18 protein-coding genes are annotated in these 19,211 nt (G+C 55.5%); 8 read left to right on the forward strand and 10 right to left on the reverse strand.

Features of this window, described 5'->3' with window-relative positions:
• Positions 1-43: 43 nt before the first annotated feature.
• On the reverse strand, positions 44-292 hold the full coding sequence (gene yjbE, locus AFL22_RS03235) for an exopolysaccharide production protein YjbE (RefSeq protein ID WP_010253177.1): 249 nt from the start codon (positions 290-292) through the stop codon (positions 44-46).
• Between the two features lie 537 nt (positions 293-829).
• On the opposite strand from yjbE, the gene ompR reads away from it, so the two are divergent.
• Positions 830-1,549: a two-component system response regulator OmpR gene (gene ompR, locus AFL22_RS03240; RefSeq protein ID WP_003853014.1), complete on the forward strand. Its 720-nt coding sequence runs from the start codon at positions 830-832 to the stop codon at positions 1,547-1,549.
• Positions 1,546-2,913 (forward strand): two-component system sensor histidine kinase EnvZ, encoded by a 1,368-nt coding sequence (envZ, locus tag AFL22_RS03245; protein WP_010253168.1) that lies wholly within the window; start codon positions 1,546-1,548, stop codon positions 2,911-2,913. Before ompR ends, envZ begins: the two co-directional genes overlap by 4 nt.
• Before the next feature lie 39 nt (positions 2,914-2,952).
• Here the strand turns inward: envZ and pckA are convergent, their stop codons facing one another.
• The 5 genes from pckA to AFL22_RS03270 form a co-directional block, all read right to left on the reverse strand.
• Entirely contained in the window at positions 2,953-4,572 is a 1,620-nt protein-coding gene (gene pckA, locus AFL22_RS03250; protein ID WP_052270784.1) for a phosphoenolpyruvate carboxykinase (ATP), read from the reverse strand.
• A 368-nt stretch (positions 4,573-4,940) separates the two neighbouring features.
• Positions 4,941-5,807, reverse strand: coding sequence for an Hsp33 family molecular chaperone HslO (gene hslO, locus AFL22_RS03255; RefSeq protein ID WP_010671560.1), 867 nt, complete (start codon positions 5,805-5,807; stop codon positions 4,941-4,943).
• Between the two features lie 49 nt (positions 5,808-5,856).
• Positions 5,857-6,261, reverse strand: a complete 405-nt coding sequence (gene hslR, locus AFL22_RS03260) for a ribosome-associated heat shock protein Hsp15 (RefSeq protein ID WP_010253159.1) — start codon at positions 6,259-6,261, stop codon at positions 5,857-5,859.
• 13 nt (positions 6,262-6,274) lie between these two features.
• The gene (gene yrfG, locus AFL22_RS03265) at positions 6,275-6,922 is read right to left on the reverse strand and encodes a GMP/IMP nucleotidase (protein ID WP_022624036.1); all 648 of its coding nucleotides are present in this window, start codon (positions 6,920-6,922) and stop codon (positions 6,275-6,277) included.
• Positions 6,923-6,979: 57 nt separating this feature from the next.
• Entirely contained in the window at positions 6,980-9,115 is a 2,136-nt protein-coding gene (locus AFL22_RS03270; RefSeq protein ID WP_010253154.1) for an intracellular growth attenuator family protein, read from the reverse strand.
• A gap of 391 nt (positions 9,116-9,506) precedes the next feature.
• Here AFL22_RS03270 and nudE point away from each other — a divergent pair, with 391 nt between their 5' ends.
• Positions 9,507-10,070, forward strand: coding sequence for an ADP compounds hydrolase NudE (gene nudE / locus AFL22_RS03275; protein ID WP_052270785.1), 564 nt, complete (start codon positions 9,507-9,509; stop codon positions 10,068-10,070).
• A gap of 50 nt (positions 10,071-10,120) precedes the next feature.
• Here the strand turns inward: nudE and AFL22_RS03280 are convergent, their stop codons facing one another.
• The 4 genes from AFL22_RS03280 to mrcA form a co-directional block, all read right to left on the reverse strand.
• On the reverse strand, positions 10,121-11,419 hold the full coding sequence (locus tag AFL22_RS03280) for a cytosine permease (protein WP_052270786.1): 1,299 nt from the start codon (positions 11,417-11,419) through the stop codon (positions 10,121-10,123).
• A 20-nt stretch (positions 11,420-11,439) separates the two neighbouring features.
• A complete protein-coding gene (locus AFL22_RS03285; RefSeq protein WP_052270787.1) occupies positions 11,440-12,129 on the reverse strand; it encodes a helix-turn-helix transcriptional regulator in 690 nt (229 codons plus the stop codon).
• A 24-nt stretch (positions 12,130-12,153) separates the two neighbouring features.
• On the reverse strand, positions 12,154-12,564 hold the full coding sequence (locus AFL22_RS03290; RefSeq protein ID WP_052270788.1) for a GNAT family N-acetyltransferase: 411 nt from the start codon (positions 12,562-12,564) through the stop codon (positions 12,154-12,156).
• Between the two features lie 487 nt (positions 12,565-13,051).
• Positions 13,052-15,601, reverse strand: a complete 2,550-nt coding sequence (gene mrcA, locus AFL22_RS03295; protein ID WP_010671563.1) for a peptidoglycan glycosyltransferase/peptidoglycan DD-transpeptidase MrcA — start codon at positions 15,599-15,601, stop codon at positions 13,052-13,054.
• A 116-nt stretch (positions 15,602-15,717) separates the two neighbouring features.
• On the opposite strand from mrcA, the gene pilM reads away from it, so the two are divergent.
• From pilM to hofQ, 5 genes are read left to right on the forward strand one after another with little or no spacing between them, the layout of a single operon-like run.
• A complete protein-coding gene (gene pilM, locus AFL22_RS03300; protein ID WP_052270800.1) occupies positions 15,718-16,524 on the forward strand; it encodes a pilus assembly protein PilM in 807 nt (268 codons plus the stop codon).
• Positions 16,524-17,066, forward strand: a complete 543-nt coding sequence (locus tag AFL22_RS03305; RefSeq protein WP_052270789.1) for a PilN domain-containing protein — start codon at positions 16,524-16,526, stop codon at positions 17,064-17,066. Before pilM ends, AFL22_RS03305 begins: the two co-directional genes overlap by 1 nt.
• Complete coding sequence (locus AFL22_RS03310) at positions 17,059-17,553, forward strand: hypothetical protein (RefSeq protein ID WP_052270790.1); 495 nt, start codon at positions 17,059-17,061, stop codon at positions 17,551-17,553. Before AFL22_RS03305 ends, AFL22_RS03310 begins: the two co-directional genes overlap by 8 nt.
• Positions 17,543-17,926, forward strand: a complete 384-nt coding sequence (locus tag AFL22_RS03315) for a DNA utilization family protein (RefSeq protein WP_052270791.1) — start codon at positions 17,543-17,545, stop codon at positions 17,924-17,926. Before AFL22_RS03310 ends, AFL22_RS03315 begins: the two co-directional genes overlap by 11 nt.
• Positions 17,865-19,136 (forward strand): DNA uptake porin HofQ, encoded by a 1,272-nt coding sequence (gene hofQ / locus AFL22_RS03320; protein WP_072123802.1) that lies wholly within the window; start codon positions 17,865-17,867, stop codon positions 19,134-19,136. Before AFL22_RS03315 ends, hofQ begins: the two co-directional genes overlap by 62 nt.
• Positions 19,137-19,211: the final 75 nt, after the last annotated feature.

Below are 19,211 nucleotides of genomic sequence, written 5' to 3' on the forward strand. Positions count from 1 at the left end.
ATCTGAAGCCAGTAATCTGAAGCTGTAAAAGAAGTCGTGATACTTATTTACCGGCGTGAGTCGCCGTGGTGGTCGATGTACCGGTGCTGTGACCGTCACCGCCGCCGCCGCCCATGGTGGCCAGCGCAACGCCCAGCAGGGCTGCGACTGCGCCAACACCGATGGCGTTAGAGTTACCTTGTGCTGTGGTGGTTGCCGCTGCGCCAGCTGCTTCACCGGTGGCTGTGGCAGCATAAGCTGGAGTGACGCTGCTTAATGCCAGCGCGCTCAGCAGTAAAATTGTTTTTTTCATTGTGTGTAATCCCCGTTGAGACATCGAATGTTGCCTGAGCAGTCTGGTTGAAAACGGAGAAGGCGAAAAGTTGGCTTTACTGATTGATTTAACGGACTTTAATTTCAACTGGCCTTGCTGGTGGCACCGCTGAAACTAATCCGAGAGGAGAGTGGGGCGTTACGCAGGTTTGCTGGAATATTATGCTGCCTGACTGCTGTTGAGGTAGATTATCTGGAGCTTATCCACAGTGATAGCTGATCATTAAGTCAAATTGTCTGCTAACTTGCTGAATTCGTTCATCGAATAAAAACTGGCCCGCTTCTGACGCCAGCGATTCAGAGAAACAGAGCCGTTTTTTCAGATTTGCCGTAACAGGGGCCGGGCAGCGCCAGACGCGTTAAAACTGACCCGAAATGGCCTTAAATCAAATATAAGCTCCTGTTTAATATGCTTTGTAACAATTTTGGCTAGAATATAAACCATTAATGACTGTCACTATAAGGCATCTTTTTTTAACAATGTTGGCTCAGGCAATAGCGCCTTTGGGAGTTGAAAATGCAAGAGAACTACAAAATTCTGGTCGTCGATGATGATATGCGTCTGCGTGCACTGCTTGAACGCTATCTCACCGAGCAGGGCTTTCAGGTGCGCAGTGTCGCTAATGCCGAGCAGATGGATCGTCTGTTAACCCGTGAATCCTTTCATCTGATGGTGCTCGACCTGATGTTGCCAGGCGAGGATGGTCTCTCTATCTGCCGTCGTCTGCGCAGTCAGAGCAACCCGATGCCGATTATTATGGTGACCGCCAAGGGCGAAGAGGTGGATCGTATCGTGGGGCTGGAGATCGGCGCTGACGACTATATTCCTAAACCCTTTAACCCGCGTGAGCTGCTGGCGCGTATCCGTGCGGTGCTGCGCCGTCAGGCCAATGAACTGCCAGGCGCGCCTTCGCAGGAAGAGGCGATCATCGCCTTTGGTAAGTTCAAACTTAACCTCGGCACCCGCGAGATGTTCCGTGAAGATGAGCCGATGCCACTGACCAGCGGTGAGTTTGCGGTGCTGAAAGCACTGGTCAGCCACCCGCGTGAGCCGCTGTCTCGCGATAAGCTGATGAACCTGGCGCGTGGCCGTGAATACAGCGCCATGGAACGTTCGATTGACGTCCAGATCTCCCGCCTGCGTCGCATGGTGGAAGAGGATCCTGCGCATCCGCGTTATATCCAGACCGTCTGGGGTCTGGGCTACGTCTTTGTGCCGGACGGCAGTAAAGCATGAAGCGACTGCGCTTCTCGCCTCGCAGTTCGTTTGCCCGCACCCTGCTGCTGATCGTTACCCTGCTGTTTGTCAGCCTGGTAACGACCTATCTGGTGGTGCTGAACTTCGCCATTCTTCCCAGCCTGCAACAGTTCAATAAGGTGCTCGCTTACGAAGTTCGTATGCTGATGACCGACCGGTTGCAGCTGGAAGATGGCACGCAGCTGGAAGTGCCACCGGCGTTTCGCCGGGAAATCTACCGCGAACTGGGGATCTCGCTCTACACCAATGCAGCAGCAGAGGAGAGCGGATTGCGATGGGCGCAGCACTATGAATTCCTGAGCGAGCAGATGGGCCAGCAGCTTGGCGGTCCCACCGATGTGCGGGTTGAGGTTAACAAAAACTCGCCCGTCGTCTGGCTGAAAACCTGGCTGTCGCCCGATATCTGGGTGCGGGTGCCGCTGACTGAGATTCATCAGGGCGACTTCTCGCCGCTGTTCCGCTACACCCTGGCGATTATGCTGCTGGCGATTGGCGGTGCCTGGCTGTTTATACGCATCCAGAACCGCCCGCTGGTGGATCTGGAGCACGCCGCTCTGCAGGTCGGGCGCGGGATTATTCCGCCGCCGCTGCGCGAGTATGGCGCGTCAGAAGTGCGATCGGTGACCCGCGCCTTTAACCAGATGGCGGCCGGGGTGAAGCAGCTGGCGGATGACCGCACGCTGTTAATGGCGGGCGTCAGCCACGATTTGCGAACGCCGCTGACCCGTATTCGTCTCGCCACCGAGATGATGAGCGAGCAGGATGGCTACCTGGCCGAATCGATTAATAAAGATATCGAAGAGTGCAACGCCATTATCGAACAGTTCATCGACTACCTGCGTACCGGTCAGGAGATGCAGACTGAGCGCGCCGACCTTAACAGTGTGCTGGGCGAAGTGGTGGCCGCTGAAAGCGGCTATGAACGTGAGATCGAAAATGCGGTGATGCCGGAAGAGTTAATGCTGGATATCAACCCGCTGTCGATTAAACGGGCACTGGCTAACCTGGTGGTTAACGCCGCGCGATACGGTAATGGCTGGATCAGGGTCAGCAGCGGACGGGAACTGCATCGTGCCTGGTTCCAGGTGGAAGATGATGGACCTGGCATCAAGCCGGATCAGCTGGCGCATCTGTTCCAGCCCTTTGTGCGCGGCGACAGCGCCCGCAGCACCAGCGGTACCGGTCTGGGCCTGGCGATCGTGCAGCGTATCATTGATGCCCATCAGGGCTCGCTGGAGATTGGCGAGAGCGAACGCGGCGGTTTACGCATTCGTGCCTGGTTGCCGTTAGTGGAAAGCATGGCGCTGAGCCACAACAACGGCAGCAACAGCGTGTCGGGATGATAAAAACGGCGCGGCAGTTTCATTGCCGCGCCGCTTCTTTTAGCGTTGCGGGCCAGCTTTCACCAGCGCAGCACCTGCGGCGTTATCCGTGTACTTGTCGAAGTTATCAATAAAACGCTGCGCCAGACCTTCGGCGGCGGCGGTCCACTTCTCCTCACTCTCCCAGCTACGACGCGGATCGAGCGTATCACTATCCAGTTCGCCCAGCGTAACCGGCATCTGCAGATTAAAGATCGGCAGCGTTTCCATCGGCGCATCATCCAGCTCACCCGCCAGAATGGCATTGATAATGGCGCGGGTATTCTTCAGTGAGATGCGTTTGCCGCTGCCGTTCCAGCCGGTATTGACCAGATAAGCCTGCGCACCGGACGCCTCCATCCGTTTCACCAGCACTTCCGCATACTGCGTCGGATGCAGCATCAGGAACGCCGCGCCGAAACAGGCGGAGAAGGTGGGGGTCGGCTCAGTGACGCCACGCTCGGTCCCCGCCAGTTTGGCGGTGAAACCTGACAGGAAATGATACTGCGTCTGCTCCGGTGTCAGACGTGAAACCGGTGGCAGCACGCCAAACGCATCGGCGGTCAGGAAAATCACTTTCTTCGCGTGGCCCGCTTTTGAGACCGGCTGCACGATATTGTCGATGTGATTGATCGGATAGGAGACGCGGGTGTTTTCGGTTTTGCTGCCGTCGTCGTAATCGACGCTGCCATCTTCGCGAACCACCACATTTTCCAGCAGCGCATTGCGGCGAATGGCGTGGTAAATCTCCGGCTCAGCCTGCTCAGAGAGGTTGATGGTTTTGGCGTAGCAGCCGCCCTCGAAGTTAAACACGCCATCATCGTCCCAGCCGTGCTCATCGTCACCGATCAGCTGGCGGTCAGGATCGGTAGAAAGTGTGGTTTTGCCGGTGCCCGAGAGGCCAAAGAAGACCGCCACATCGCCCGCTTTACCCACGTTTGCAGAGCAGTGCATCGAGGCGATGCCTTTCAGCGGCAGCAGGTAGTTCATGATGGCGAACAGACCTTTCTTCATCTCGCCGCCGTACCAGGTTCCGCCAATCAGCTGCATGCGTTCAGTCAGATTGAAGGCGACAAAGTTTTCAGAGTGAAGACCCTGCGCCTGCCAGTCTGGATTGGTGCATTTGGCGCCGTTCATCACCACAAAGTCGGGAGTGAATTCGGCCAGTTCAGCGTCGTCAGGCTGGATGAACATGTTCTTCACGAAGTGTGCCTGCCAGGCCACTTCGGTGACAAAACGTACGCTCAGACGGGAATCGGCATTGGCACCACAGAACGCATCCACCACAAACAGGCGCTTGCCGGAAAGCTGGCGGGTGACGCAGCTTTTCAGCGCGTTCCAGGTCTCCTGCGACAGGGGCTGATTGTCGTTTTTGCCGGTGCCCTGGTCGTTCCACCACAGGGTATCGCGCGTGGTGTCGTCACGCACAATGTACTTATCCTTTGGCGATCGCCCGGTGAAAATCCCGGTGTCTACTGCAATCGCGCCGCTCTGCGTCAGGGTGCCACGAGCAAAACCTTCGAGGTCCGGGCGCGTCTCTTCCTGAAAAAGCGTGTCGTAATCAGGGTTGTAAACCACTTCCGTGGTATCCACGATGCCCAAAGCGGCAAGGTCTTGCGAGGTCAGGCCGTTAACGCGCATTTTACTGCTCCTTAAATCGGTGTCTGTTCTGCAAAGCAGAGATAGGTTGGGATCGTGCCACCGGCTGTTGTATCGGGTGCGGCAAATCACTGACAGTCGACTGCGCTTCGTCACGACAGCCTGCAAAGATCACCGGGCAATTCAGGGCATCTGCCTCTGACTTCCGGGCGTTTGCACGATCGCGCGCAGTTTACTCTTCTGCGTTAAGGGAAAAAGGGCAGTGATCTAAAAATGCGACTCAGGGCGCGTTAAGGCTATGTTTCGAACGTTTAAAAGATGTTATGAAAGTAAAAAAAGATAATTTGTCTGAAAAATTATGGGGATAGGCATGGGCGGCGGGGAAGGGGCGGCAGAAGCCGCCCGATTAATCAGTGAAGCTGGTTATTATTCTCAAGGGAGTGGCTGCGAATACCGGCGATATCGACCGCATCAAACACGTAGTTTGAGCCGCAATAGTCGCAGTGCATGTCGATTTTGCCATCTTCCGCGATGATCTCATCCACCTCTTCCTGCGGCAGCGTGGTCAGTACTTCGCCACAACGCTCACGCGAGCAGGTGCATTTGTAGATCACTGGCTGCGGATCGTAGAGGGTGACCTCTTCCTGATGGTAGAGACGCCACAGCGCTTCATTCGCAGGCAGATCGATCAGCTCTTCCGTTTTAATGGTTTCGGTTAGCGTTGCCAGATGGTCGAAAACCTCTTTCTCCGTATCCTGCGCCGGCATCACCTGCAGCAGAATACCTGCGGCGCCTTTGTCGCTGGTGCGGATAAACAGCCGCGTTGGCAGCTGCTCTGAGCGCATGAAGTAATCTTCCAGGCACTCCGCCAGAGTTTCACCTTCCAGTCCCACCACTCCCTGATAACGTTCGCCCTTTTCAGGGGAAATGGTGATCACCAGATAGCCATTGCCCACCATGCTTTTCAGGGTACTGTCGTCCGGGATGTCGCCTTTGATACGCGCTACGCCGCGCAGTTCCTGGTTGTTGTTACCGTTGATCACCGCCAGCGACAGCGGGCCGTCACCCTGCAATTGCACGGTGATTTCGCCATCAAACTTCAGCGTGGCAGTCAGCAGGCTGGTGGCGACCAGCATCTCACCCAGCAGCGTTTTAACCGGTGCCGGATAGTCATGGTTCTTTACGGTTTCACGCCAGGTGTCAGAGACGTTCACCAGCTCGCCGCGCACGGCGGCATTTTCAAACAGATAACGGTGCAGTTGATCCTGGGCTGACATATTTTTTCTCTCACTGGTACGGGGCGATGGCGCGTCAGCTAAGACGGCGTTATTCATCGCCCGATAATTTAAACTTCATCAAATCGCGACGCTCTTTTTTGTCAGGTCGCCGATCGGGATGGGGCATAGTCAGCGCATTCATTTTGCGCGCCTGCGCCATTTTTTCGCGTTTTTCAATGCTGGCATCGGTTTCGCGATAGAGCTGCTGGGCCTCGCTGGCGGGACGGCGCTGAGCGCTGATGTCCGCCACCACCACGGTGCGTTCATCGTTGCCCTGACGCAGTGTCAGTTCCGCATTCAGCTCTACCACCTTGCCGGGTTTGCTGCGCTGGCCGTTGTAATGCACTTTGCCGCCTTCAATCATCTCCCGCGCAATCGCCCGGGTTTTGTAAAAGCGCGCGGCCCACAGCCACTTGTCGAGGCGTACCTCTTCGCTGCTTTTCTCTTTCTTCATTGCTGCTCCTGACTCAGATCAGCGTCCGGTAATCGCCGGTGGCGCGATGACGCTGAAAGATTTGCTCAGGACGACCCGAATCGGGGTTCTTTACGCCTAAGCACTCGCCGATGCCCCATGACGCCGCAGCATCCAGAATCACTTCGCTATCATCGATAAACAGCGTGCGCGGCGCAGAAAAGCCGGTGTGCTGTTGTACCGCCTGCCATAAACGTTGGTCTTCTTTCGGATACCCAAAGGTATGGGTGGAAAGTAATAAATCAAGGTGCGGCGCTAAACCTGTCTGCGCCAGTTTGACGTCCAGATTGTAAGGATGCGCGTTGGTCAGCAGGATAGTGGACTTGCCCGCGCGGCGCAGAGCCTGCAAAAAAGGCAGCGTATCGTCACGCAGCGCAATGCGGCTGCGCATCGCCCAGGTCATGGCACGGATGTCCAGCGCCAGCGCTTCTGCCCAGTAATCCAGACAATACCAGTTTAGCGTATGGGCGACGGCCTGATACTTTTCCGCGATGATCGCTTCGGCTTCCGCCCGGGTGATGCCGCGTTGCTGACTGAGTTGTTCAGGCACATGCTCCAGCCAGAAGTGGCGATCAAACGCCAAATCCAGCAGCGTGCCATCCATGTCGAGCAGCACGGTATCAATCTCAGACCAGTTGAGCATGCGGATGTTTCACCCTGTAAAAAAACCGGGCGACAGGGTAGCACAGAAGGGCAGGGCTCAGAATATCGGGCGCACGCTCTGCAAAGTGCCGAGGTTATGATTGAAGCACTTGTCGTAGTAGTGCTGGATATCGATCATGCGCTGGCGATTAAGATGCATACGGCGCAGCGCCAGTAACCCATTGATCACACCGCAGGTCAGCAGCACCAGCAGCAGCAATACGGTGCCGAGATAGCGCCATTGCGCCATGGCATCCGGTTCATTATGCAGCACGATGTGACGCGTGCCGTTGGCATCCGTTGAAATGCTGGTGATGATGCCGCTGGCGCTGAAAGGCGTATGCAGCAGCATGGCGGAGATACGTTGCAGTTCGCGCCACTGAGAGGGCGGATCAAGATCAAACAGCGACACGGTTGGCTGAGGCTGATTCACCAGCTGGCGACCCTCGTCGCTGACGATCAGGAACCCGCCAGGCGGCGGGCTGTTAAGATTTTCTGCTGCACGACGGGTTTCGCGGAAAAAGAAGGTCGAGGTGGCGGTATTGACCAGGTTTTCCAGGGCTTCAGCACTGACCGGCCGCAGCAGCACATTCATGCCGTTTAGCTGGCCGGAATCTGCGCGACGCATCAGCGCTTCCCAGTCTTTGGCATTGCCCAGGTTCACCAGCGCATTTTTCAGGCGCATACAATCCTGTGGCTGATTACAGAGATCCTGCGTTTTCATCACCAGATCGGAGAAGTCATCCAGCAGGATCATGCCGGACTTCTGAATCGCGGAGGCCAGCTGCGGATTCAGTTTAGGATCGGTATTGGTTTCCGGATGCAGCTGCTTTGTGGTGGTCTCCAGCAGAGCAGCGGCTTTATCAATAATGTCCGATTGTGGCTGCGGCAATGGCGTGGCGTTATTCCAGTAGACCGCCGAGCAGTCGAACGGCATGAAGGCGTAACTCCGGTTGCTCTGATAGTTGTCCGGCACCGAACACATGCCGGTACCGCTCACTTTGAGGTTGTCGCCAATATTCAGGGGCACGCTGCTGAGTTTATCGACGCTGCTGACCTCCAGGCTGTCGGTGCCCCTGGCCCAGGCCAGACTGAGTTTGATCGGCATGCCGAGCGGGATCCAGGTGACCAGCATGGTCAGCACCATCAGTGAACCACAGGCCAGCACCACATTTTTCCGCCAGCGCTGAATAGGGAAATTTTTGACTTCATCCTGCAGTGACAGGAAGCGACCCTGACGCACCACCTGACGGTTGAGGTAGATCTCCACATCCGTCACCTGTCCGAGATCGTGCGCGACATAAGGCTGCCAGTGCGGTGGATAGGCGAGGTCAATAATCCCCAGTGTGATATTGCTCTGCTCCTGGTTCGATTCGCTGAACAGGCCCCAGCGCTTTGGCGCGCCGCGCAGGCAGTGTATGTCACGCAGGCCGCGCTCACCCGGAATGCGGTAGAGCAGCCACAGGCTGGCGGCAATCATGACTGCACCCGTCAGCACCAGCCAGATCATCAGCGTTGCGGGGACTAACAGGCTGAAGAAGAAGAGTAAGAAGGCAAGAGAGATGAGCACCGCTTCACGCGTGCCATCTGGTCGCGACAGACGATACTCTTCCGGCGTCTCTTTGCGCACCTGCAGCAGTTCGACGTTTTCCGTTTCCGCTTTGCGGATAGAGGCGTTGGTCGACACCGGACGCATCAGCGTCGGCAGCGATTGCTGATCCACGGCGTAATCCACCAGCGAGTGGCCGTTCAGCGAGATCACCAGCGGAATAGATTGGGTGCGGATTAACTCAACGTAGTTTTCGTCGGCGATGTACTGTTCCCACAGCGGCGGCAGATGAACTTCAACTTCATCAAGGTAGTAGCGCCATTTATGGGGATCGTCCGTAGAGAGTCCGTAGCGGGTAATCGCACGGGTAACGGGGTAGACATTGTTGCTTTGTGCCGTCAGCGTCAGTCGTTCGGACGCGCTGCGCTTATCGGTCGTCACCGTGGTACGGGGCTGCTTTTCCAGCGCGGCGACATACTTATCAACCGCCTCACGCTCCTGAGCAGAGAGTTTACGGCAGGGCGGACTGATAAATGGCAGAGGTTTCGCCAACGGCGGACGATGCCGCATAGCGTACCAGAACCCAATGCCTGCCAGGATTGAACAGGTCAGCACTATGGCCAGGATCATCAAGATTGTGCTCATGCTCTGCTCAATTCAGCCAAAATGCTGCCTTCACTTTAAACTTTCGCTTTCGGTTATGCTCACTATAAAAGAGGCATTCCGGAAGATTATATAACCCTGAGGAGTCAGACACCCGATGAAATAGTGCCAGCGTATATCTGATTAGCATTTGTTAAACCCTGCCTTGTCCGAATGGTAACCGGCTCAGACTGGATTAAATATCGGTATTATCTGAAACTTATCGCAGCATATTGACTAATGCAAATTTAGTCTTAACTGATAACCAAAGGCTGTTATTCAATCGATGTAATCTGTGTAACGATAACGTGATTGTCTGACTGTCGCACAATTGCCTGTGGTTAGGTATGCTAATTCGCTCCAGATAGCCGGCGCAAAATAATTTGAGGCTGATATGAAAATTCCAAAAAAACCTGACATCCTCAATATCACCGCCGTGGCACGTTCACGGTTATTCACCATTGAATCGGTCGATCTGACTTTCAGCAATGGTGCGCATCGCGTTTATGAGCGGATGAAGCCCTCAGAGCGTGAAGCGGTGATGATTGTGCCGATTATTGATGACCATCTGATCCTGATTCAGGAGTATGCCGTCGGACTGGAAACCTATGAGCTTGGTTTCCCCAAGGGGCTGATCGATTCAGGTGAAACCGTGAATGAAGCGGCAGTTCGCGAACTGAAAGAAGAGGTCGGTTTTGGTGCCGATCAGCTGACAACGCTGGGCAAACTCACCATGGCGCCCTCCTACTTTTCCAGCAAAATGAACATTGTGATGGCGGAAGGTCTCTACGCTGAAAAGCTGGAAGGCGATGAGCCGGAGCCGCTGATTGTCCACCGCTGGCCGCTGAGCGATATGATGTCGCTGCTGGATGAACCCGATTTCCGCGAGGCACGTAATGTCAGTGCGCTGTTTATGGCGCGCGAATGGCTGGTGAAGCAGGGGCGGCTGAGTTACTGAGCGAGCGCATAAGTAAGGAAACGAGCCTGGTCAGCAGGCGCGTTTCGATTTTATTCTGCTCTTGCATTTTCCTCTATGGCTGATGCAGGCTTCAACAGTGGGGCGGTCAACAGATAAACCACGCATGCCACAAGAATCGAATTAAGTACCGGTACGCCGCGCTCAACCAACAGTCCGGTAGCTCCGCCCGCTGCACTGGCTATCAGCGCGGGCCAGCCGATAAGCTGAGACGTTGCCGGTAAGGAATTGCTGTTGCGGCTCAGCGCCAGCGTCTGGCGGTCAGTTTTCAGCACATAGTAGTCAATGATCATCACGCCCAGTACCGGCGGGAAGATGACCCCCAGAAGTTCCAGAAAATCGACAAAACGATCAAGAATCCCAAGAATTGAACAGAGTGTGCCGAGCATACCGAGCAGCAGCGTAATCACAGGATAACGCGGTTTATAGCCGGTTAAGCCTTCAATCGCATTGGCGATGCCCAGCGTTGACGAATAGAGATTCAGGTCGTTAATGCGCAGGGTAGAAAAGACCACAACCAGCAAACCCAGTGAGCTGGTAGTTTGAGTAATAATCGCGATGATGTCTGAGGTCTTCAGTTCTCTGGCAATCAGAATTGCCAGCCCATTAATCCCATATTCTCCCGCCAGAATGGTCAGCAGCGTAATGGCGAAGACATCTTTACCGTTACGTGAGAAACGCGTCAGGTCGGGAGTCATCAGACTGGCCAGGATTGCACCGCCAATTACCATGGTAATGGCGGCGCTCACGGTAATGGTTTCGCTCGCAATAACCGGCGGCGTCATCTGGCCAGACTGGCCGTGGAAAGCGTGCCAGAAAATCCAGCCGACCAGCACGATGAAGAGCGGAACCGCAATGCGTGCGGTAAAGCGCAGCGCCTTAAAGCCAAAGGTAACCAGTAAAGTCAACACGGCTCCTGAAAGCGCTGCCGACTCTGCAAAGCTGAGTTTGCCGTTCAGGGCATAGCTCAGCGATCGGGCGAAAACGGCATTCTGAATGCCGAACCAGCCCAGCAGGCTGACCGCGACCAGCAGACCAATGAACACTGAGCCGTGGCGACCAAAACCACACCAGCGAGCCAGCAGACTGCCCGGCAATCCCTCGCGCATCCCTGCATAGCCGAGCGCGAAGGTCAGCACGCCAAATAGCAGGCTGGCCAGAGTGATTGCGGTAAACGCCTCGCCCGGCGTCATACTGTTGCCCAGAACCGCGCCAAGCATAAACTGATCCAGCGCAGTCAGCATGCCCATATGCACAATAGCGACGCTAAGCAGTGAGAGCCTTTTATTTGCAGGTACAGGGCTCAGTGGATAATCATCAAATTTACTCAAAATATGGTTTCCTTACCGGTTTATATATAAATAACGCCTGTGCTGAGAAACCTCTCTGGCAGATAATTCTCCAGTGACTCCGCACGACAGTAGCTCTCAAATTGTTGTAGCGAATGCACCCCCGCTTTTTGATAAAGCGTGGTGATGCGGTTACCGATAGTTTTTACGCTGAGGTTGTAGATGCGGGCAATCTCTTTCGCGCTGAATCGCCGTAGCAACAGGAAAATGACATCCAGCTCGGCGGGGGTAAAAAGGGGGTGCTCAAGACGCGTCGTCAGTACAGAAGATTTTTTGGGATCGATAAAGCTTATTGCCGTAAGGTTATCCACCGGACGTGCATTCCAGATGCAGCCCAGCCACTGATTTCGGTTGTCGAAAACAGGGTATTTCTCGCTGATAAAAGGAGTGAGATAATTGTTGCCATACCAGTAGTGGGTTTCAATCACGGCCACGCTACTGTTATTCAATTTTACCTGTTGATCATGCTCGCAGAATTCATCGGCGCAATCACTCCAGCGCGTGGGGAACTCACTGTCTCTTTTTCCCTCAAATAAATAACTTTTAGGCGTAGCAGTATACATTTTTGCAGCTTCATTCATATAAAGATGCTGCGATGCGGCATTCTTAAAACCCCAGGGTGTCGGTAATAAATCCATGGTGGTGGCGAATGCAGAAATGAAATCATCAATACTACGGTATGGGCTGTCCATGGCGCCTCGCTGAAAGCATTCAGATTATAATCTTTTTGCCAGATAATAACGTGCGTAGCGCTGCGCATATCCATCTTGTTCGCCATAGACGCGATAACCCAGTTTTTCGTAAAAACCACGAGCCTGGAAACTTAACGTGTCAACGATGGACATATGGCAGCCTCGATTGCGCGCTTCTTCTTCCGCTGCATGCATAAGCTGACGTCCTGTGCCATGCAGGCGCCAGGCATCCTCTATCCATAAATAATGAATATCCAGCGTGCCACACCAGGTATGGGCTAACAGGCCACCCTGGATATTTTTCTGGTCGTCATACAGGATAACATTCAGCGTTTTCATATTGATGTCAGCAAAGCGTCCATTATGCTGCCAGAGTCGCTGAATAATATACTCTTCAGTTTTGGGGTCTTGCGTATGACACACCTTAATTTCCATATATAAAAGTATCCATAGGTGATTAAATCAAAATAGAGGATATCGGGCTTTCTATTCCTATCATGATGATAAGCGATGCGCAAGAGTTAATATCCCTCCTGTTATTAGGCGCAATTAATATTAAGCTGGTTGTCGTTGTTCAGCTGATATGCCAATAACTATCTTTGCTGGCACCAGGGAAGACTAAGCTAATCATAGCGATATAATAACTATATTATTTTTTAGGTTCACTTTCTGAATCGATTCATACACATTGCTTTATATTATCTGACTGATTTAATGCCGATCGCTCAGGGTGATCGGCATTTTCCTCAGCAACAGATGATGATCTCTCTCCGGCTTTTACCTTTCTTTTTTTCCCATCCCAGTTGACTGAGCCGCTCAGGCACGAAAAGCATCGCGTGTTTCATCAGGATAAGCGGGCCAATAAAAAAGGCTGATCACTTCAGGTGACCAGCCTCAGATATTTCACATTGCAGATATCACATCAGAACAGCTCGTGACTCTCACCGTTATCCATAATGGTGGTACCCACATCATGAACCGAATATTCGGTTGGCTGGGTGCCATTGATGAAGTATTCCTGGCGGGTGTTACCCCCTCCATTTGCCAGCTTGCCGGTGCTGCGATCGATTGTCACCGTGACCACGCCATCCGGCGGCGTTAACGGCTGCACCGGTACACCATCCAGCGCACTCTTCATGTACTCATCCCATGCCGGTTGCGCGCTCTTCGCACCGCCTTCATAGCCCGAAATCTGATCGGGAATGGCGCCGGAGAGCGTGCTGCGGCCCAGATTGCGGCGCGCATCATCAAAGCCGATCCAGACTGAGGTGACCACGCCAGGGCCGTAACCCGAGAACCAGGCATCTTTCGAGCTGTTAGTGGTACCGGTTTTACCGCCGATATCATTACGCTTGAGGTCACGTCCGGCACGCCAGCCTGTTCCCATCCAGCCCGGTTCGCCAAAGATGTTAGTGTTCAGCGCGCTCTTGATCAGGAAGGTGAGCGGGGTGTTGATCACGTGCGGTGCATATTGCTGCTCACCCTGTTGTGCCTGAGCGGGAACCTGCTCCAGTTCAGGCTGAGGAACGGCCTGATTCTGATTGTTATTTGAGGCTGCAACGTTCTCGACGCTCTCTTCATTCAGGGCCAGTGCTTTTTTGGTCTCGCCGTAGATCACCGGCAGATTGCACTGCGGGCAGGCGATCTTCGGTTTCTCTTCAAATACGAGGCCGCCCTGTTCGTTCTCAATCCGGGTGATGAAGTAAGGATCGACCAGGAAGCCGCCATTCGCCATCACGGAGTAGCCGCGCACCACCTGTAACGGGGTAAATGAGGCCGCACCTAATGCCAGCGATTCGGTGTGAACAATGTTCTGAGCCGGGAAACCAAAGCGCTGCAGATACTCAGCGGCGTAATCCACGCCCATCGCACGCATCGCACGCACCATCACCACGTTTTTCGACTGGCCTAAACCCTGACGCAGACGAATCGGACCATCGTAAGTTGGCGGTGAGTTCTTGGGACGCCAGTCAGCACCCGCACCCGCATCCCAGCGTGAAATCGGCACATCGTTAAGGATTGAGGCGAGCGTCAGCCCGCGATCCATTGCGGCGGTATAGAGGAAAGGCTTGATGTTAGAGCCGACCTGACGCAGCGCCTGGGTCGCACGGTTAAACATGCTCTGGTTAAAGGCAAAGCCGCCTACCAGCGCGCGCACCGCACCATCATTCGGATCCAGCGAGACCAGCGCCGAGTTCACATCCGGCACCTGGCCCAGCCACCACTCATCACCCACTTTGCGCACCCAGATCTGCTGGCCGGCCTGCAATACCTGCGTCACGCTTTTCGGCGTCGGGCCCTGCACGGTGTCAGACTTATAAGGACGCGCCCAGCGCACACCCGCTAATGCCAGCGACACATTGCTGCCATCTTTCAGCATCACGGTCGCTTCATCGCTGCGCGCTTCCGTTACTACTGCCGGATTGAGCGGACCATAGACCGGCAGCGTCTTCAGCGCTTTCTCAATTTTCGTCTGATCCCAGGCCGGTTCACCCACTTTCCACAGCACGCTGGTCGGGCCGCGATAGCCATGACGCATATCGTAGGCCATGACGTTATTGCGAACTGAGGTCTGCGCGGCTTCCTGCAGGCGACGGGTCACGGTGGTGTAGACCTTATAACCGTCGGTGTAGGCATTCTCACCGTAGCGTTTCACCATCTCCTGACGCACCATCTCGCTGAGATAGGGGGCAGAGAAAGCGATTTCCGGACCGTGATACTTCGCGACCAGCGGCGTATTACGCGCCTCGTCATACTGCTGCTGCGTGATGTAATGCTGATCCAGCATACGCGCCAGCACCACGTTGCGGCGCGACAGGGCACGACTCGGCGAGTAAAGCGGGTTAAAGGTGGAAGGGGCTTTCGGCAGACCGGCAATCATCGCCATCTCACTCAGCGACAGCTGGTCAACCGGCTTACCAAAATAGACCTGTGAGGCTGCGCCAACGCCATAAGCACGGTAGCCGAGGTAGATCTTATTCAGGTAGAGCTCAAGTATTTCATCTTTGTTCAGCAACTGCTCAATGCGGATCGCCAGGAACGCTTCCTTTATTTTACGCATCAGGGTGCGTTCCGGGCTCAGGAAGAAGTTACGGGCCAGCTGCTGAGTGATAGTACTGGCACCCTGTGAGGCGTGACCGGAGACCAGCGCAACGCTGGCCGCACGGAAAATACCCACCGGATCAACACCATGGTGCTCATAAAAACGGCTATCTTCGGTCGCAATAAACGCTTTCACCATCACAGGTGGCACTTGCTGCAGAGTCAAAGGAATACGGCGCATTTCGCCATACTGGGCGATCAGATCGCCATCGGCGCTGTAAACCTGCATAGGGGTTTGCAGACGCACATCTTTCAGTGTGTTTACGTCGGGCAGCTGTGGCTCTATGTATTTGTATAAACCATAAATCGAGCCAGCTCCCAACAGGATGCAACACACTGCAAGGATCAATAAATACTTTACGAACTTCACCTGGAATTTCCCATCTGTTGTCGTTTGAGCAGTTTATAAACAACCGCGCGGTAGTATAAAGGCAAGCCAGACGCTTTGATATGTCCATTTTCCCGGACGATAAGGAGATCGCGCGTATGGCTTTTCATACCTGGCAAATTGGGCTGGATATTCAGAATAGGCAGATTTGCGCCCTGGCCCTCCAGCCTCGTCGTGATGGCTGGCAGCTACGCCACTGGTGGCAGCAGCGGCTGCCGCAAGATACGTTAAGAAACGGCGTGCTGCAATCTTCGCCTGAATTACTGGCGGCCTTAACGGCCTGGCGTCAGCGGTTGCCACGCCATTATTCGCTGCGGGTCGGACTGCCAGCCCAGCTGGTGCTGCAGCGCCAGCTTCCCCTGCCTGCGCAGTCGCTGAATGAGCCCGCGCTGGGGCACTACGTGCAGGCGGCCGCGCGCCGTCTCTTTCCGCTGGAGCCCGCTGCGCTGGCGCTGGATTACCGGCCGGATGTGCAGAGCGGGCAGCTCTGCGTCACGGCAGCGCGGCTGGAGATTATCGACCAGTGGGCGGCACCCCTGTTGCAGGCGGGTTTAAAGCCGCAGGTGTTCGAACTGACCACCGAGGCGCTGAAGCGGTTAGCCCGGCAGGCAGCGCTGCAGGACGAGGCGGTGCTGGTTCTGCAGCAGGATAACCGCTGGCTCTGGAGCGATGCGCACACCGCTGCTGACACAGGCGAAGCCGCCACGCTGGAGGCACTGCAACGGCAGGCCTTTCCCGGGGCGCGTTCTGTCGCCTGGTGTACCGCAGAGCAGACGCCGTTGCCCGCAGACGTTAGCGCGTTTTCCCCTTTTGATCTGTTTCGTTATAAGCAGCCACCTTTGCCGGAGAATCCGGGCGCTTTTGCGCTGGCGGCCGGGCTGGCGCTGCGCGACGGAGATGAGTGATGGTCGCGGTTAATCTGCTGCCCTGGCGGCAGCGCCGTCGGCAACAGCAGCGGCGACAGAGCCTGGTCGTGCTGTCACTGGCGACTGGCGCCCTGTTACTGGTGGTGATGCAGCAAACCTGGCGGATCCAGCAGACGCGTCAGCAGGTGGCGCAGGCGAGCAGGGCGCAGCAGCAGGCGCTGGAAAGCCTGGGGCAGCAGTTAGCGCAACAGAAGCAGTTACTGGAGCAGCTCGCGGTCATGCAAAAACAGCGGGCGAAGCATCGCCAGCAGGCTGCACAACTGGCCGCCTGGCAGCAGTTCTGGCTCGATTTACCCGCGTTACTTCCCGACACCGCCTGGCTGACCCGGCTGGAGAAGCGCGACAACCGTCTGACACTGGAGGGGCAGGCACAGGATATGGCGGCAGTCCGACAGTTCCGCCAGCAATTAACCACTGTGGCCCTGTTTAGTCTGGTGAAGCAGGGCGGGGTTAAGCGTCAGCCTGATGGCCATTATCGGTTTTCACTGCGGGCAGAGATGCAGGAGGTGAACAGTGAGTGAATGGTGGGAGCGCTGGTGGCAGATGGCCGCTATTGCGCGCTATGGCTTGCTCGCCGCACTCTTATCCGGTCTGCTGCTGCTCTCCTGGATCCTGTGGTTACGGCCACAGCAGCAGGCGCTCATTGCTGAACAGCAGACGCTGTTGCAGTTGACCCGCACTCTGCAGCTGCGCCAGCACCAGTGGCGTCAGAATCCTGATAATGCACAGTTGCAGGCGCAGCTGCAGTCGATGCAGATCGCGAGATCAGCATCTGCATCGGGCCGTGCAGTGGAAGAGATCCTGGCGGCACGCCGTAGCCAGCTGGAAGAGTGGCAGCCGGACGCCCCCTCACGCATGCTGACGCTGCATCTGCAGTGGTCGGCGTTTCAGTCCCTTTTTGCCGAGCTTGCCCAGGCTTCCGCACCGTTTCCTGTGCATTTCCAGCTGCTGGCGCAGCCGCAGTACCTGGTGGCTCAACTCTGGCTGGAACCTGACGATGCGCCATAGTCTGCTGATTTTACTGTTGTGCTGTGGCGGCGTGCTGGCGCGCGATCCGTTCCGGCCTGTAGCCGGTTCCGTCTGTGAGGCGTCAGTGGAACCGCTCACCGGCTGGCGTCTCCAGGGGATCATCGGCCGGGAGGCGCATTTCCATGCCTGGCTGCTGACCCCGCAGGGAGAGAGTATTACGGCCCGCACCGGCAAGCCATTTCCATCCGCACCCTGGCAACTGGCGGATATGACCCGCCGCAGCCTTACCTTAGCGGTGCCGAATAGCTGCAACGCACAACAGACCGCATTTTATTTAAAAGGACGATCGCATGATAAGGATAGCTACCCTGCTGCTGCTACTAAGCTGCCTGCTGCCGGTTTACGCCGCTGATGAGGAGCCTCTCAGCCTGACTTTTGATAACGCCCCGGTAGAGCGTATTTTGCAGGCGCTGGCTGACTATCAGCAGATCAATCTGATGATTGCGCCAGAGGTTGAAGGTTCGTTATCGCTGCGGCTGGATAACCTGCCCTGGCATCAGGCGCTCGACCTGGTGGCGCGCATGGCAAAGCTGACGCTGGTTGAACAGGATAATGTCCTGCTGGTCTATCCGGAAAGCTGGCAGCAGGCTCAGCAGCAGGCACGTGAGGCTGAGAAGCAGTCGCAGTTGCAGCAGGTTCCTTTGCAACAGCGCGCTGTGATATTGCGTTATGCCAGCGCCAGCGAGGTATATGCCAGCCTGCTTAGTGAGCGTCAATCGCTGATGACACCGCGCGGTAGCGTGACGGTCGACAAACGCACCAACGCATTGTTACTGCGCGATAGTGCGGCGGCTTTAAAAGAGACGGAGCGATGGATACGGGCGCTGGATCTGCCACTGGAACAGATTGAGCTGTCAGCCCACATCGTTACTATCAGCGAGGAGCATCTGCAGGAGCTGGGCGTGAAGTGGGGATTGCAGGCGGGGGACGCCGCCGTAACAGATATCCTGCATCATCCCCGGCTGGATGTTCCGCTGGCGGTGAGTTCACCCGGCATCAGCGTGGGAATGGCGCTGGCGCGCATCGGAGGGCAGCTTCTGGATCTGGAGTTAAGTGCGCTGGAGCAGGAGAACCAGATTGAAATCATCGCCAGTCCGCGCCTCTTTACCTCACATCAGCAGACCGCCTCGATTAAGCAGGGCACAGAAATTCCTTATGAAGTGTCGGCAGGAAACAGCGGTGCCACCAGTATTGAGTTTAAAGAAGCGGTGCTGGGTATGGAGGTGACACCGACGATTTCCGGCAATGGCCGCATCCAGCTGAAGATCCATATCAGTCAGAATATGCCGGGTCGCAGCATCAGAACCGGCGATAGCGACATATTATCCATCGATAAACAGGAAATTGAGACTCAGGTCACGGTCAGTGACGGGCAAACACTGGCGTTAGGCGGTATCTTTCAGCAGCAGCGCACCCGCGGACAGAATCAGGTGCCGCTACTGGGAAAAGTGCCGCTGATTGGCGGGTTGTTTCGCCAGCAATCTGATCAGCGCAAAAAAAGAGAGCTGGTGATCTTCATTACGCCGCGATTGGTCAGGGAAGCAGCGCTTACGGCTGGATAAAACGGAAAATGCGTCCCTTAAGGCCATCTGCGTTGACGCAGGAGAGGAATTAGCTTACAAGGTTTAGCGATTTTC

Source organism: Pantoea sp. CFSAN033090 (assembly GCF_001264395.1).
Lineage (GTDB): Bacteria > Pseudomonadota > Gammaproteobacteria > Enterobacterales > Enterobacteriaceae > Pantoea > Pantoea agglomerans.

Bases quoted from the DNA above. Each gene is read 5' to 3' on its own strand.
- yjbE (WP_010253177.1), bottom strand. From the start codon at position 292: ATGAAAAAAACAATTTTACTGCTGAGCGCGCTGGCATTAAGCAGCGTC.
- ompR (WP_003853014.1), top strand. From the start codon at position 830: ATGCAAGAGAACTACAAAATTCTGGTCGTCGATGATGATATGCGTCTG.
- envZ (WP_010253168.1), top strand. From the start codon at position 1,546: ATGAAGCGACTGCGCTTCTCGCCTCGCAGTTCGTTTGCCCGCACCCTG.
- pckA (WP_052270784.1), bottom strand. From the start codon at position 4,572: ATGCGCGTTAACGGCCTGACCTCGCAAGACCTTGCCGCTTTGGGCATC.
- hslO (WP_010671560.1), bottom strand. From the start codon at position 5,807: ATGTCAGCCCAGGATCAACTGCACCGTTATCTGTTTGAAAATGCCGCC.
- hslR (WP_010253159.1), bottom strand. From the start codon at position 6,261: ATGAAGAAAGAGAAAAGCAGCGAAGAGGTACGCCTCGACAAGTGGCTG.
- yrfG (WP_022624036.1), bottom strand. From the start codon at position 6,922: ATGCTCAACTGGTCTGAGATTGATACCGTGCTGCTCGACATGGATGGC.
- AFL22_RS03270 (WP_010253154.1), bottom strand. From the start codon at position 9,115: ATGAGCACAATCTTGATGATCCTGGCCATAGTGCTGACCTGTTCAATC.
- nudE (WP_052270785.1), top strand. From the start codon at position 9,507: ATGAAAATTCCAAAAAAACCTGACATCCTCAATATCACCGCCGTGGCA.
- AFL22_RS03285 (WP_052270787.1), bottom strand. From the start codon at position 12,129: ATGGACAGCCCATACCGTAGTATTGATGATTTCATTTCTGCATTCGCC.
- AFL22_RS03290 (WP_052270788.1), bottom strand. From the start codon at position 12,564: ATGGAAATTAAGGTGTGTCATACGCAAGACCCCAAAACTGAAGAGTAT.
- pilM (WP_052270800.1), top strand. From the start codon at position 15,718: ATGGCTTTTCATACCTGGCAAATTGGGCTGGATATTCAGAATAGGCAG.
- AFL22_RS03305 (WP_052270789.1), top strand. From the start codon at position 16,524: ATGGTCGCGGTTAATCTGCTGCCCTGGCGGCAGCGCCGTCGGCAACAG.
- AFL22_RS03315 (WP_052270791.1), top strand. From the start codon at position 17,543: ATGCGCCATAGTCTGCTGATTTTACTGTTGTGCTGTGGCGGCGTGCTG.
- hofQ (WP_072123802.1), top strand. From the start codon at position 17,865: ATGATAAGGATAGCTACCCTGCTGCTGCTACTAAGCTGCCTGCTGCCG.